Below are 14,412 nucleotides of genomic sequence, written 5' to 3'. Positions count from 1 at the left end.
CACATCTGATTTCAAGCGGTGAACGGCTAAAAGAATTCTTTGATCTTTTCCACCACATATGCCTGTTGATCATCCGTCAGCTCAGGGTATATTGGAAGGGCCAGCGTGTGCGAGCCTGCGTATTCGGAAACCGGGAAATCGCCCTGTCTGTAACTCAGGTAGGAAAAGCATTCCTGGAGATGCATGGGAACGGGATAATAAACCTCCGTTCCTATCCCGTTTTCCTGAAGAAACAGGCGCAGATCATCCCTTTTGTCCGGCACACTGATGACAAACTGGTTATAAATATGACGTCCCTGGCTTTCAAACGGAAGCTTTATACTGTCCAGGCCTGCAGTGGAAAACAACTGTCTGTATGTGGCTGCATTCTTTTGCCGCGAGGCTGTCCAGCCGTCAAGGTATTTCAGCTTGACTGAAATAACCGCTGCCTGAAGGGCGTCCAGTCGAAAATTTCCCCCGACAATTTTATGGTAATACTTGGGATGAGATCCGTGAACCCGCAGGATTTTCAGTTTTTCATATAATTGATCTGAACTGGTGGTCACCATTCCGCCGTCGCCAAAAGCGCCCAGATTTTTGGAGGGAAAAAATGAAAAACATCCGAAATCTCCCATGGAACCCGCCCGTTTCCCTTTGTACTCTGCGCCGATGGCCTGCGCCGCATCTTCTATTACAAGCAAATCGTACTGTTTGGCTATCTGTAAAATCGGGTCCATGTCCGCACACTGGCCATACAGTTGAACCGGCATGATGGCCCTGAGCCTTGATTTTTGATCCTTTGTCATTGCATCAATGGTGTTTTCTACTTCACCGGTTGAAATGTTATAGGTGTCCGGGTCTATATCCACAAAAACAGGCACCGCGCCGGTACGGGAAATCGAGCCTGCGGTGGCAAAAAAGGTATAAGGTGTGGTTATCACAACGTCGTCAGGTCCGATATCCGCAGCCACCAGCGAGATTAACAGCGCATCTGTTCCAGATGAAACCCCGGTGGCGTAGGTGGATGAGCAATATTGGGCAATCTCTTTTTCAAGTGCTTCCACCTTGGGCCCAAGGATAAAATACTGGCTTTCGTAAACCTCTTGGGTGACTTGTAAAATTTCCTCTCTGATCGACTGATACTGTGCTTTTAAATCAAGTAAAGGTACTTTCATCATAAATCTGGCTCCGTTCTCTTTGCATTTCCTCCTAAAAAGAAAAATGCATGGTTACAGGTTCGTATCGTTGATTAAAAAGTTTTACCACGGAGTTGCACAAAGCTTCACTGAACTTTGGTTTGTTGGTATCGGTGTAATTTCCGTGAAAATCCGTGGCAAAAGGCAAATTCAATTTGCCATCAATATTCTTTTCGTTTTTTTTTCTTCAGCTCCGCCACAACGGTTTTGACATCCTGAGTGTTCTCCATTGCTGAAACAAATACCGCATCGGATGTCTCCACCACCACCATGTCTTCAACATGATTTGCCACCACCAGCCTCTTGCTGCCAATCATCAAACAGTTTTTGGCCTTTTGGGAAATCACATCGCCCATCTTCACATTACCCTTAGCATCCTTTGGTAAAAAATCATACAGCGATTTGAACGATCCGATATCACTCCACCCGAAATCCGAGGGCAACACAGCTCCTTTGTCCGTTCTTTCCATGATGGCATAGTCAATGGATATATTGGGCAGTTTTTCATAATCCACCCTGGCCACCGGCTGTTTGCCCCCAACCAAGTTTCTCATTCTGGTAAAAAGCTGTGGCTCAAAGGCGTTAAATTCATCCAGCATGACAGATGCCCTGAAGGCAAACATTCCGCTGTTCCAGTAAAAGTTGCCAGCTTTTAAGTACTCTTTTGCCGTTGTTATATCCGGTTTTTCCACAAATCTCTTAATGGTCCGTGCCCCGTAAGCCAGCGCTTTCTCCCCTTCAATATATCCATAACCTGTTTCCGGGTAATGGGGCCTGATGCCGAAAGTCACCACAAAGCCCTCATTGGCAAGCTGTATGGCTGATTCAAGTTTATGTTGAAAAGCATCATGATCACCAACCACATGATCTGCAGGAAAAACACATAAAACCGCATCCCTTTCATCTTTGAGTATGTTTAACACCGCCAGCAATATGGCAGGAGCGGTATTCCTGCCGCAAGGCTCACAGATAATTTTACCGGCAGACGAAATGCCCGTTTCTCCCATCTGCCTTGCCGTCTCGTCCACCTGCTTGTCCCCGCACACAATTCTTACGTTTTCCGCATTGAGAACCGGAATGATCCGTTTGAGGGTGCTTTGCAACAGAGACTCATCCCCAAAAAGCTTAATCAGCTGTTTGGGCGAAAGCTCTCGTGACAACGGCCACAGGCGTGCCCCCACCCCCCCGGCAAGCAGAACCGGATAAACCGCATTTTTCACCTCATGCATGTCTATATCTCCCATTTTTCCGGTTTCCATTGAAATGGTTGGATTTAATTGCCGCAGACGCTTTTCTGCAGGTGGTTTCAATGGCATGATATCCCAGCAATCTCGTCACGTCACGGGTTAAGGGTAACCCAGCTTTCACTTTCAGCCTATCATCAACCTCAATGATGGTTTCTGCCTTTTCATCGCTGCGCATATGAACAAATGCCTTGCATGTCCCGGGATGCTTCTGCAGAACAGTCTTAAGATCTGTGAGCAGCTTCCGGTTTGCCCGGGCCATTTCCACATATAAATGAACGCTGGCTGTCCAGGTCTCCTCCGCCTGATCCACCGGGATGATGGTTTCAGCAATAATTTTTACGCTCTTTTCATCCTTTTGTACTCTTCCCTCAATAATCACCGGATTATCTTCGAAAAGCTGGTCGCTGATGAGCGAATAGACCGAAGAAAAAACAACGGCTTCAACAGAGCCATGCATATCCTCCAGGCTCACAAAAGCCATCAGGTCCCCTTTTTTGGTCTTGATCACCTTGGTATGGGCAACGATCCCTCCTATTCTGGCCATCCCGCCATCTTTTATCTCATTTATTGACACTGCATTGATGTTGGTAAATTTTCCCAGAAGATCTTCGTATCGGTTTAACGGGTGACCGCTGATATAAAAGCCCAGTGATTCCTTTTCAAAAGCCAGCCGCTTCCGCTCATCAAACTCTTCAATGGACGGCAAAACCGGCATATTGATTAACTGTTGGGTTTCTCCCGTATCAAACAGACTCATCTGGGGATCATTTCTTTCTTTTTGAACCCTCTGCCCGTAGTCCAGGGCATCTTCCAGGGAAGCCAGCATTTGAGAGCGCTTTGCGCCGGTAGAGTCGAATGCGCCGCATTTTATCAGACTTTCTACCACCCGTTTATTTACCCTTTTCAAATCGACCTGTTCACAAAACTCAAACAGGGAAGAAAACTTATGCTGGTTTCTGGCTTCAATAATCGCTTCGATGGCGCTCTCCCCTACGTTTTTTACCGCAACCAGCCCAAACCTTATCTTGGAGCCGGTCACCACAAATTTTTTATCACTCTCACTAATATCAGGGGGAAGAATCTCGATATCGTGACCTCGGCATTCCGCAATATATTTGACCACCCCGTCGGTGGAATGCATTTCACTGGTAAGGAGTGACGCCATGAACTCCACCGGGAAGTGAGCTTTCAGATAAGCGGTCTGATAGGCGATCAATGCATAGGCCGCGCTGTGGGACTTGTTAAATCCATACCCGCCGAACTTTTCGATCAGATCGAATAACATTTTTGCCTTGGCCGATGGGATATTGTTTTCCAGTGCCCCGCCCATAAAGCGCACCCTGTGTTTGGCCATAATGGACTGTATTTTCTTTCCCATGGCCTTCCTGAGATCATCGGCTTCGGCCATTTTATAATTGGCCAGCACCCCGGCAATCTTCATCACCTGCTCCTGATATACAATGACCCCGTATGTCTCTTTTAAAATCGGCTCCAGCTCGTCAACAATGTACTCCACTTTTTTCCTGCCGTGTTTCCGGTCCACGTAGTCGTCGATCATTCCACTTTCCATGGGCCCGGGGCGATACAGTGCCACCAGCGCGATGACATCATCAAAGCACTCCGGTTTCAACCTGACCAGAAGATCTTTCATCCCTGAACTTTCCAGCTGGAAAACACCGGTGGTGTCTCCGGATGACAACAGGCGATATGTATCGGCATCTGCTAAATCGAGGTTCTCCATGTCCGGTGGTTTTTTCCCCTGCCGTTTAATCAGCGACAGGGTATCGGCAATCACGGTCAGGTTGCGCAGGCCGAGGAAATCGAACTTGACCAAACCGATTTTCTCAACGACTTTCATGTCAAACTGGGTGACCACCTCACCCTTTTTCCCTTTGTAAAGCGGCAGGTATTCAACCAGGGGCTTGTCTGCAATCACCACACCTGCTGCATGGGTGGAGGCATGTCGCGGCAGTCCTTCCAAAACGCGGCAGATACTGATAAGATCTCCCACCTCGGGTTTTTCCTTGGCCATTCTGGCAAGTTTCGGCTCCTGTTTCAAGGCGTCATCCAGGCTGATGTTCAGCACATCCGGAACCATTTTCGCAATGGAATCTACTTCCCTAAGCGGGATATCAAGGGCACGCCCCACATCACGAATCACCGCCCGGGGTTTGAGCTTACCGTAAGTAATAATCTGTGCCACATAATCACCGCCGCCGTATCTTCCCACCACGTATTTAAAGATTTCTTCCCTGCCGTTTATACAAAAATCCACATCAATATCAGGCATGCTTTTTCGTGCCGGATTTAAAAACCGCTCGAAGATCAAACCATACTCCAAAGGGTCCAAATCGGTAATTCCCAGCGAGAACGCCACCAGACTTCCGGCGGCGGATCCCCGGCCGGGTCCCACCGGAACATGGTGGTCTTTGGCATACTGGATGAAATCGGCCACAATCAGAAAATACCCGGAAAATCCCATGTCTTTTATCACTGAAATTTCGTAATCCAGACGGTCTTGATAAACCTTTTCGTCCGCTTTGATGTTTTTTGCCCTTATGCGCCGAATGATCCTGCTGAATCCCTGGCGAACTCTTTCTTCAAACACCTCATCTTCCGTTTGATCTGCCTTTAAATCAAATTTGGGAAAATGATAGGTGGAAAAATCGAATTGGAGATTGCACCTGTTGGCAATATCAACGGTGTTCTCAAGTGCACCAGGATATTTCCCGAAAGATTGGACCATCTCTGGTTTGGATTTGAAATAAAGCTGATCGGTTCTGAATTTTAAGCGGTCGAAATCATGAACGGTCTTGCCGGTCTGAATACACAACAGCACATCGTGGGCACGAACGTCCTCTTTATTTAGATAATGGCAGTCGTTGCTGGCCACCAGTCCGATAGACAGCCTTTGGCTCATTTCCAACAAGCCCAGGTTCACCTTTTCCTGAACATCGATGCCGTTGTTTTGAACTTCAAGAAAAAAATTGCCTTCGCCAAAGATATCCAGATACCTGCGGACTGCATCATCCGCGTCATCGATCCTGTCTCTTCTAATCAGCGTGGGTATTTCTCCGTGAAGGCAGGCTGAAAGCCCGATCAGCCCTGTGCTTAATTCTGCTAAAATCTCCCGATCGATGCGGGGTTTATAGTAGAATCCTTCAAGCTGGGCCACAGTCACCAGCCTGCACAGATTTTTATACCCTTCCTGGTTTTCAGCCAAAAGAATCAGATGGGAAAGTCCTTTGTTGTCTTGGGGCGTTTTATCCTTCAGACTTCTGGGAGCCAGATAGCATTCGCATCCGATAATCGGTTTGATTCCCGCTTGATTTGCCTTTTCATAAAAATCGACCGCCCCGAACATGGTACCATGATCGGTAATGGCCACCGAGTGCATGGCGAACTGGTTTGCACGGTCCAACAGATCGTCTATCCTGATGGCCCCGTCCAGAAGACTGTACTGGGTGTGAACGTGCAGATGCACGAAATCGGGTGTTTCAGCTGTCATTTGTTTTTATGGTCTCACCACGGAAATACACGGAAAATCACAGAGATTTTAGAAAAATGACAATTTTTACATGCCTTGCAGCTCCGGCATATGGTTCAGGGGTAAATCTTGTTAATATTTAACCAAGGTTCGGGTTTACGTAAGGAAGGTAAAAAATTTCAATCCTCGCACTTTTCCTTATACACAATTTTTATATACATTTCCATTTAATAATTTTAAAGTCAAAAATTGATGGATTCGTTAAAAGTTCAAATCCCCCTGCTCAAAAACAGCGATACAATCAGGGCGTAAATTTTTTATAATCAAAAGAGGTAGTTATGATACTGTAAACGATCACAACATGCGCCACAATGACCCGCTGAGCTGAAGGAAGACACTTTTTGCGACGCCGCTAAATTTGTCACTGGCGCTCTTATTACCTTTGTGGTAAGTCAATTAAAATACCCTTATTCAAAACAGATGGTTTGGTAAAAGGAAAAAACGATGAAGAAAGTGTTAATTTTTTTTGCGGCCGGGTGCTTAGGTGCCCTGGCGAATAGCGTGGTGGTTTGGTTGTCCGGTGATTTAGGCATAACAAAATCTTTGGGTGTGTCGATTACACCTGCCTTAACCGCAAGTTGGTTATATCCACGCATTGTCTGGGGTGGTATTTGGGGCTTAATATTTTTCCTGCCCCTGGTCAATTCCAAACCATTTCTCAAAGGCACACTATTGAGTCTGTTTCCCACCATCGTTCAACTATTTATTGTTTTCCCCTATCAAGCGAAAAAAGGTGTTGCAGGCATAGAACTTGGTTTTCTCACCCCAGCCCTGGTCTTTGTATTTAACTGGGTTTGGGGCGTGGTCACTTCCTTAACCATTAGATATTCTAAGTAGAAAGTCTTTAAAAGGATCGCTAAAAAAACCTTGGGACAAAGAAAAGGTTTTGAAACCACCGCTAATCCATGGTCACATGTTCCTTCATCTCCGACAGGTTAATCTCGGTTTCTCCGGTGTGATCAATTTTTAAAGCACGATTTTGCCAATCCTGCGCATCAATTTTTTCCTTAATCCATTTGCCCCAAATTTCTCTTTGGGACGAGATAATGGTCGCAAAATTTTTCGACGAATCAAAACCGGATAAGGCCTCATCCTTGATCCAGACACAAAATCGGCCTTTTTTCATCCCCTGTTGGGAAACCACAAAAAAATAGCGAAACGTGGTGCTTCCCGGTTTTAATCCCTCCTGAATCTCATAATTTTTATAGGTCCATTTTTTCTGCATTTTTTCCTCCTTTTAATGACGGCCAAATTTAATAGACAGATTTTTAAATGGGTCGGAATGGTTGTATATACAAAGTGATCGCGGTTCCCCCAGCCAATTTCACCCTAAGCCTATCAGTCAAGCCAAGTAAACTGTTTGTTGCTGAAAAATCAGTCGGCCTGGTTTTCGCTTGCTGCGTTTGTCAGTACATGTCGTACTTAACCAGCCTCCCGTCAAGCCCGCCTGCCTTGATCGGCTTTTTCCAGGAGGCTTTCAGACCGATTTTTTTTATATAATCGCGCTCTCCGAAGTAAATATAAGCGGTTGAACCTTTGCATTTCTGCTTCAGAAAATCACCGAGATCCCGGTAAAATGCATCAAGGTTCTCTTCTTCCCCCAGACGAATACCATAAGGAGGGTTTGCCACCATCACCTGCCCCTCTATAGCAGGCAACTTTCTGAAGTCCGTGATTTCAATCCTTACATTCTTTCCGTAATGAAGCCCCATGATGTTTATCCTCGCCGCAGTCACCGCTTCTTCGGACAGATCACTGCCTGAGATCAGTCCCTGCGGCAATTCCCGGATGCCAGCATCGGCCTCTTGCTTAACCTGCTTCCAGATAGAACGGTCAAAGTCAGGCAGACATTCAAAACCGAATTTATTTCTGAAAATGCCCGAAGGAATACGACAGTACCGCATGAGCGCTTCGCACAAAAGTGTTCCCGGACCGCACACGGGATCATACAAAGGGCAGGATCCGGTCCATTTGGTAAATCTAATAATCGCGGCCGCCACGGTTTCCTGCATGGGGGCCGGTACGGTTTCCTCGCGGTACCCTCTCCGGTGAAGTGCGCCTCCCGACGTGTCGAGGCTTATGGTAGCTCTGTCATGCCTGATATGAAGATCAACCAGGATATCAGGATTCCTGATAGACACATCAGGGCGTTTTCCCGATTTTTCCTTGAAATAATCGGCCACCGCATCTTTAAGGCGAAGTGAGGCATACTTTGAATGAGAAATCGCACTGTCGGAAACAGTTCCCCAGACGGCAAAGGTGCTGCGATCGACAAAAAAATCTTCCCATTGTATCTGTTTTGCCCTCTGGTATAGCGTATCGGTATCATGACAATGAAATGATAGCAGCGGCGCCAGGCAACGTGAAGCCAGCCGGGTCAAATAATTAATTCGATACAGGGTTGATGTGTCCGCGCTAAAATAAATTCCGCCAAACTCCGGGGCAACGTCTTTGGCGCCAGTTCAGTCAGCTCTTCCGCCCCTGCTTCTGTCAGGCCTTGAGCTATTTTAACAAAATAAACCGAATCCCGCTGATACTGATATGCTGCCACCTGCGGTGTATTTCCTTCACTCTTTGAGATTTTTTCCTACGATAATTTTTTGTTTACCAAACCGACGCCATGGCAGATATGCTTATACCGATAATATGAGTTTAAAAAATCGCCACGGTACCTGCTGAAAGATTAGAGCCTACCATAAAATGAAACCCGACAAAAGCATATCTTTTGCCGACGCCCACTACAGCAAATTTATCTTGGTTCGTTCCGACCCACCCTCACCAGTAAAATCAACCCATGCATTCGCCATGTATGACACCCAACAACTTTTTAAACCCTTTTTTCAATTCATTGGGGAAAAATCTCAAAAAACAACTTGACAACTGTGTAATGTGTACTATATACTACACATATGAAAAATATATTCGGCAGCTACATCAGAGAAAAAAGAGAGGCCCTTAAAGTAAGGGACTCCCGCTACTCGCTCAGACAGGTGGCCATACGGGTGGGAATTGAGCCATCCTATCTAAGCAAGCTGGAGCGTGGAGAACAAAAATACCTGTCGGAAGAAAAAATTATCGCCCTGGCGAATGACCTTAATGAAGACCATGATATTCTGCTGGCTCTGAGTGGTAAGATTTCACAGGACATCCAGGAAATTATCAGAAAACGCCCCAAACTGTTTGCACAATTGATACGCGACCTAAAAGACATGCCGGATCAGGCGGTGGTGCGTATCGTTCGTGAAGTGCGAGACGGTAAGTGGTAACAGGAGGTTTATTATGATTGAATTAATCAATGATACCTTAAATTTTTCCTTTCCCGAGGTCCATCCAAATGCGCAGTTTGCCATCGATTTTCAACGGACTCTTAGGATCCCGGATGACGGCAACGATTATCCCCTTCCCCCGGGTTTGGGTAGATTTCCCCTGAAACATGTGGATGATTTCGGCCCCACCGTTCCCCCCTTATGGGTCGAGCATGGGGGAGTGATGCTGCCCATGTACCAGTCGGAGGCGTTGTGGCTGAGCTTTAATTCCGATTATCTTTCAGAACATGACACCTCTTACCCCTTTGCCATTAAAGTGGCCACCGGAAAGATCAATGCGGTGACCGGTGAAAACTGGTCCGAATGGCTGCAGCAAAAACCCCAGGACTATATGGTGTCCTCTGAACAACCCTGGTTGGACGGGTACTGTGTGGAAAAAGGATTTATCCGCCAGTTTATTGCCATGCCACTGGGCTCAGGCTACAGTGCGGAGGAACAAATCACCGGCGAGGCAGAGCATGGAGGGATCCAGCTTGTGATTTATCCCATGAAACGGAAGGTGTTTGAAAGGCGTTTTCCCCAACGGAAATTCGATGAGATGGAAGAAACGCTATTTGATACCACTGCGGTCTGCAGGGCAGTTGCACCCATGGCATCAGGTGAAATGGGCCTTGCTCCCGGCGGCCGCATGCGGCAGGAAATATACGATGATCCTTTTGATCTTAATGACTGGGATATGGACCACAAAAGCCGGTGTTTTGTCCATATTGCCAATTCTTTAATCTGGCGAACAATTACCGGTGAGACACCTCCAACCGTACCATTTACATCAAAAGAATATACAAAATTTGGCCTACCCTGGTTTGATTATTACAGCGACAACTCCACCGCCATTCCCGGAGCTGAAAAGCTCAACGGGTTGACCAGCGTGGCGGAAATGGGCAAGAAAAAAGGGGATGTTCCTCTTCCGGAAAACGAAAGCGTGACACCCGAACATATTGTGAAACTTCGTGGAGGCCTTAAGAAAGATCAGGTGCGGGAAGGCCGTTTTTAACCAAGGTATTTCACCCTCCGCACCCGGCATTAGCAGGACAACACAAAAGCGGCCGTCTGCAAAACAAGGAACACAGTGAACCGGTATGGATAAAAAAATCGATCAACTCCAATCGATCTATCAGGCCTTCGAAACACAGGCGGCTGATTATAAACAAAAGGCGGCCTGCCGCAAAGGCTGTGCGTATTGCTGCACCGATGCAGGACGCATCGATATCACTACCCTGGAAGGGCTGGTGATCCTGAAAAAAATCCGTAGCCTGCCCCGGGCCCGGCAACTCAAAGTAAATAAGGCCCTTGCGGCCGACTTAACCAGGAGGGAAAAGGGGCAGCGCTCGGCCTGCCCCTTTTTGATGAAAAACCAGGCCTGCATGATCTATCAAATCCGTCCCTTTTCCTGCCGCAGGATCTATTCTGTTCGCGAATGCAGCCCGGACCATCCACCCATGTTAAGCCGCCAGGTCATGAACATGGCGGAAAAGGCCATCCGGGAGCTTCAGATATTGGACGACACCGGTTATTCCGGTCATATCTCTTATATCATGCATATGCTGGCAGCAGCGAAATTTTTATCCACCTACCAGGCCGGTGAGCACAAACCCGAAGAGGTGATGGCCTTTGGCAAAACCCATGGTATCGTTATAAACTTAAATGCACAGATTCCTCATCCGCATTAATCAAACATGAATGGTTTGGTAAAAAGAGCATTCTACTACCCAGAGGCCGATTTGGAAGACGCATAGCTTCCGGGAGCGGGATTGGGCAACGGAAAGTTCATTCTGACGGCTTTTTTCTTTTCTACCACTTCCGCCTGTTCCAGAACCAATGCGGCATCGTTTTTCTCATAAAAGGTGTCAGGCTCATGAGCCCGTCCCTTTGTCAGCCGTCTTTCTTCATTGATCATGGCTGCCAGGCAGAATATGCCGATGAGGGGTGCCATGACCCGCGTTTTCCAGCCAAATTCCCGGTAAAGATCTTTGAGAAGTATTTTCAGCTGGTGGTGCACCGCCCTGTTTCTCCCCAGCCGTTTTTTCATCGCCCAGACCGCACCCGCGTAAGTGGTTCGAATGGGGGCGCTATCCCATCGATATCGTTCCCGAATCCGTTTATCCGGGTGGTTTTGGTAACGCTGCCAGCCTTTGAGCATGGTCCGTATCAGCCGGCCCAGACTGGGACCGTTGGACTCAAAGTCGCGGGTAAAGGCGTCGATTAAAAACCGTCCTTCCATCCCGTTGGCAATGTGGGAATGTCTGTAGTTAAAACGATACTGCCCGTGTGCGTCCGCCAGGGAAAAGTCAGATTCGTCAAACAGCGTGCCTGCCTGTTTATGGGTTTCATATAACGGCGTTCCCGGATTGGGTGTATACAGCATAAACTGATGAAAATCGGTTTTGTGGCTGATGGCATGGTCGATCATGGCCGGCATGTTTTCCGGGGTGTGGTTTTCCAGTCCGATAATGGTGGATCCCAACACGCGGATTCCGTGGTTTTGTAGCTTTCTGACCAGTTTACGTGTGTCGATGTCGTTTAATTTTCGATAATGATTGTCCTTTCCTTCCAGCCCCATCCACACCCAGATGATACCCAGTCCCACCAGCTGCTCCATGGTATAAGATTTGATCACCCTGGCCGAGCTGAACACATTGAGGGCCCATCCCTTTTGATGGTCCTGCATCAGTTCAAGCAGGCGAAGCGCGCGCCTGCGGTGAAGCAAAAAGTTTTCATCCAGTATGAAAAAGGAACGCACTTTGAGTTTGCGCTCCATGTCGCACATGATATCAAACAGTTCGTCTCCGGTTTTATAAAAATTAATAAACCGGCCTTTGCCACCGAACAGGGCGGAAGTGGAACAGAAATTACAGCCGATGGGGCACCCCACTGAAGGAATGAGGATGGCCGCCACATCTCCGGGCCTGTCTCTAAGCGTCACTCCCAAGATTCGCGCCCCGAAGGCCGAGTAGGCCATGGGATGCTTCACCGGTGCTTCGGGGTCCTGACCGATGAATTTCCGCAGCCAGCGAATGCCGTCGCCCCTGACGACCCGGTCCACCTCGACCATTTTATCAAGATTCTCCATGGAGGCAATATGGCCGCCCACCAGCACGGTTGCATTCGGCTGATACTCGCGAATCAACCGACACATGGCTTTCACTTTTCCAATATTCGGACCGATGGAGCTGACACCGATGATATCGTATGAATGGGTCTTCACTTCCCGGATAAAGCGGTCAAGGGATGGAAAATCGAGTACCGTACACGGCGCATCAATATTGGCCTGAATCATTAAAAGCGAGAAGCTGCGGTGAAACATTCGCAGTGAATACACCCCCTGCACGCGGGTGACCTGGTTGTGATAAAGTTCCATGGGATTAATCTTTCTGCTTCCATATTGGTCATCCTGAGCATAGGGACCGAAAACACTGGACAGTAGAATCCTGGCCTGGGTTCCAAGGGGGTGAATCGGGGGGGTGTTCATCATCATAACTGGCTCCTTGATATTTTAAAATTCTTTATCGATTTTGCGTCCGAAAGCATTCATCCATTGCTCGAACCAGGAGGCAATCTTGAATGCTTGGGTTAAACTATAGCACAGCGAATATTTATATCCATAATAATTATAATGTTTTACAAAAGTTTTACATAGAGATGAAGAGGTTGTCGTTCAACGGATGGAATTTGCAGTCTAACGAGAATTGGAGAGTATATTTTAAGAAACAGTATAGACGATCGGTTGTAATTTTACCCGGACCGCCCCCTGGGTCTGCCGTCTGATATATTTTGCCGGGTACAGTTTGAAATATTATCTCAGGGTTTCTCGGGATTGAACATATATCAGGGCCGTGGCGGCCAGGCATACGGAACAGACGATGAACACGGTTTGAAATGCCGCAGCGCCCAGGGTGGCCACCGGGAAAAAGTGTTGCATCATGGCGCCGAGACCCTGGAGGAATACCGCGGCACCCGCCATAGTGAAAAAGTTAATTCCCGTCATGGCCGCACCCGCTTTATTCAGCGGTACCCGTTCTTTAATATGGGAGTACATCACCATGCCGGAACTGCTGAATATGCCGCACAGGAAAAAAAGCGCATACAGTACCCCCTGATTGACGGATGCGGGTAAAAACGCCATCACCAGCAGTATGCCGGATAGCCCTGCCAGACCGCCTATCACCACCCCTTTGCGTGTTTTCAGGATCCGGTCGGATAGAATACCGCACACGGGTCCGCCGAAGATCAGGCCGATATTCATGAGAAAAATCATATTCCCGGTGGTGATGGCGGACAATCCCATCACATTCATCAGAAACGGCCCGGCCCACAGTGCCTGAAAGGCGGCAAAGATACCGTAACGGCAAAAGGTACCCAGGGAGATGATCCAATAGTCCCTGGTATGAAATAAATTTCCAATCCCTGACAGGGTATCACCCAAAGACGGCCGCAAATCCTCTTGTTTGGATGGAATGCTCGAATGGGGGCCGTCGGTCACCACGACATAGAAAATAATTACCAGCAGCAGGTTGGACCCGGAAAACAGCGTAAAGGTGATTCGCCATCCAAAGGTCTGCACCAGCAGTACCAGTGGGGTGGTCGCCATGATATTGCCGGCCGTTCCAATGGAGACCACCAGCGCGGCGAGGGTGGCAAATCGAACCGGGCTGAACCACATGGTGAGCAGCTTTAACGTCCCCATCAAATTGCAGGCCATACCGATACCCAGTAACAGGCGCCCGGCCATCAATCCGTCAAACGAATCCGCCCGGGCAAACACCAGGGCTCCCACAGCAGCCACCAAGGACAGAAAAGTCATGGTACACCGTGCCCCAAACCGATCCAGATAAATACCGATGGGGATCTGAGCCAGGGCAAAGGCATAGAAAAACGCCGCCGATATCAGACTTAACTCTCTGGTGTTCAACCCGGTGTCTGCAATCAGCTGAGGGGCGATGACGGCAATGGAGGCCCGATAAAACTGTGACAGCACAAACAGCAAGGATGCAATGGTGAAGATCACCCATCTTCTGATCGATTGTTTTTGTTCCATATCCACTGGTGTTCTAATTGGTTCTCCTCCCCAAGCTTTCAAACACGACTCTGATACATAAATTTACCAGATTGACTATCAA

The 14,412-nt window shown here is 47.9% G+C and carries 12 protein-coding genes; 4 read left to right on the top strand and 8 right to left on the bottom strand.

From position 1 onward, the window contains the following. Positions 1–26 precede the first annotated feature (26 nt). From SWH54_15445 to SWH54_15435, 3 genes are all read right to left on the bottom strand, one after another. Entirely contained in the window at positions 27–1,154 is a 1,128-nt protein-coding gene (locus tag SWH54_15445) for a DegT/DnrJ/EryC1/StrS family aminotransferase (protein MDY6792655.1), read from the bottom strand. A 182-nt stretch (positions 1,155–1,336) separates the two neighbouring features. Next, positions 1,337–2,419: a mannose-1-phosphate guanylyltransferase gene (locus SWH54_15440; protein ID MDY6792654.1), complete on the bottom strand. Its 1,083-nt coding sequence runs from the start codon at positions 2,417–2,419 to the stop codon at positions 1,337–1,339. Continuing rightward, a complete protein-coding gene (locus SWH54_15435; protein ID MDY6792653.1) occupies positions 2,397–5,930 on the bottom strand; it encodes a DNA polymerase III subunit alpha in 3,534 nt (1,177 codons plus the stop codon). Before SWH54_15435 ends, SWH54_15440 begins: the two co-directional genes overlap by 23 nt. A 483-nt stretch (positions 5,931–6,413) precedes the next feature. Between SWH54_15435 and SWH54_15430 the strand changes: the two genes are divergently transcribed. Continuing rightward, on the top strand, positions 6,414–6,806 hold the full coding sequence (locus tag SWH54_15430) for a hypothetical protein (GenBank protein ID MDY6792652.1): 393 nt from the start codon (positions 6,414–6,416) through the stop codon (positions 6,804–6,806). A gap of 61 nt (positions 6,807–6,867) precedes the next feature. Here SWH54_15430 and SWH54_15425 read toward each other — a convergent pair whose 3' ends face one another. The 3 genes from SWH54_15425 to SWH54_15415 form a co-directional block, all read right to left on the bottom strand. Then, complete coding sequence (locus tag SWH54_15425) at positions 6,868–7,194, bottom strand: hypothetical protein (GenBank protein MDY6792651.1); 327 nt, start codon at positions 7,192–7,194, stop codon at positions 6,868–6,870. A 181-nt stretch (positions 7,195–7,375) separates the two neighbouring features. Beyond that, positions 7,376–8,350 carry a THUMP domain-containing protein gene (locus SWH54_15420; protein MDY6792650.1) on the bottom strand — a complete coding sequence of 325 codons (975 nt, stop codon included), beginning with the start codon at positions 8,348–8,350 and terminating at the stop codon, positions 7,376–7,378. After that, on the bottom strand, positions 8,347–8,520 hold the full coding sequence (locus SWH54_15415; protein MDY6792649.1) for a hypothetical protein: 174 nt from the start codon (positions 8,518–8,520) through the stop codon (positions 8,347–8,349). The genes SWH54_15420 and SWH54_15415 overlap by 4 nt, the downstream gene beginning before the upstream one ends. 358 nt (positions 8,521–8,878) lie before the next feature. Between SWH54_15415 and SWH54_15410 the strand changes: the two genes are divergently transcribed. The 3 genes from SWH54_15410 to SWH54_15400 all read left to right on the top strand — a co-directional run bounded on the left by SWH54_15410 (position 8,879) and on the right by SWH54_15400 (position 10,965). After that, positions 8,879–9,235, top strand: a complete 357-nt coding sequence (locus tag SWH54_15410; GenBank protein MDY6792648.1) for a helix-turn-helix transcriptional regulator — start codon at positions 8,879–8,881, stop codon at positions 9,233–9,235. A gap of 13 nt (positions 9,236–9,248) precedes the next feature. Then, positions 9,249–10,289 carry a hypothetical protein gene (locus SWH54_15405; protein ID MDY6792647.1) on the top strand — a complete coding sequence of 347 codons (1,041 nt, stop codon included), beginning with the start codon at positions 9,249–9,251 and terminating at the stop codon, positions 10,287–10,289. Between the two features lie 85 nt (positions 10,290–10,374). Beyond that, on the top strand, positions 10,375–10,965 hold the full coding sequence (locus SWH54_15400) for a YkgJ family cysteine cluster protein (GenBank protein MDY6792646.1): 591 nt from the start codon (positions 10,375–10,377) through the stop codon (positions 10,963–10,965). A gap of 35 nt (positions 10,966–11,000) precedes the next feature. On the opposite strand, the gene SWH54_15395 is transcribed toward SWH54_15400, so the two are convergent. Continuing rightward, a complete protein-coding gene (locus SWH54_15395; GenBank protein ID MDY6792645.1) occupies positions 11,001–12,770 on the bottom strand; it encodes a cobalamin-dependent protein in 1,770 nt (589 codons plus the stop codon). A gap of 318 nt (positions 12,771–13,088) precedes the next feature. Then, the gene (locus SWH54_15390; GenBank protein ID MDY6792644.1) at positions 13,089–14,330 is read right to left on the bottom strand and encodes an MFS transporter; all 1,242 of its coding nucleotides are present in this window, start codon (positions 14,328–14,330) and stop codon (positions 13,089–13,091) included. Positions 14,331–14,412: the final 82 nt, after the last annotated feature.

The organism is Thermodesulfobacteriota bacterium, from assembly GCA_034189135.1.
Classification (GTDB): domain Bacteria; phylum Desulfobacterota; class Desulfobacteria; order Desulfobacterales; family JAUWMJ01; genus JAUWMJ01.
The sequence above is the reverse complement of the archived record's forward strand: the minus strand, read 5'-3'. Positions and strand labels throughout refer to the sequence as shown.

What these genes read in the sequence shown, in the direction of transcription:
- SWH54_15445 (MDY6792655.1), bottom strand. Translation starts at nt 1,154, where the DNA reads ATGAAAGTACCTTTACTTGATTTAAAAGCACAGTATCAGTCGATCAGA.
- SWH54_15440 (MDY6792654.1), bottom strand. Translation starts at nt 2,419, where the DNA reads ATGGGAGATATAGACATGCATGAGGTGAAAAATGCGGTTTATCCGGTT.
- SWH54_15435 (MDY6792653.1), bottom strand. Translation starts at nt 5,930, where the DNA reads ATGACAGCTGAAACACCCGATTTCGTGCATCTGCACGTTCACACCCAG.
- SWH54_15430 (MDY6792652.1), top strand. Translation starts at nt 6,414, where the DNA reads ATGAAGAAAGTGTTAATTTTTTTTGCGGCCGGGTGCTTAGGTGCCCTG.
- SWH54_15425 (MDY6792651.1), bottom strand. Translation starts at nt 7,194, where the DNA reads ATGCAGAAAAAATGGACCTATAAAAATTATGAGATTCAGGAGGGATTA.
- SWH54_15410 (MDY6792648.1), top strand. Translation starts at nt 8,879, where the DNA reads ATGAAAAATATATTCGGCAGCTACATCAGAGAAAAAAGAGAGGCCCTT.
- SWH54_15405 (MDY6792647.1), top strand. Translation starts at nt 9,249, where the DNA reads ATGATTGAATTAATCAATGATACCTTAAATTTTTCCTTTCCCGAGGTC.
- SWH54_15400 (MDY6792646.1), top strand. Translation starts at nt 10,375, where the DNA reads ATGGATAAAAAAATCGATCAACTCCAATCGATCTATCAGGCCTTCGAA.
- SWH54_15395 (MDY6792645.1), bottom strand. Translation starts at nt 12,770, where the DNA reads ATGATGATGAACACCCCCCCGATTCACCCCCTTGGAACCCAGGCCAGG.
- SWH54_15390 (MDY6792644.1), bottom strand. Translation starts at nt 14,330, where the DNA reads ATGGAACAAAAACAATCGATCAGAAGATGGGTGATCTTCACCATTGCA.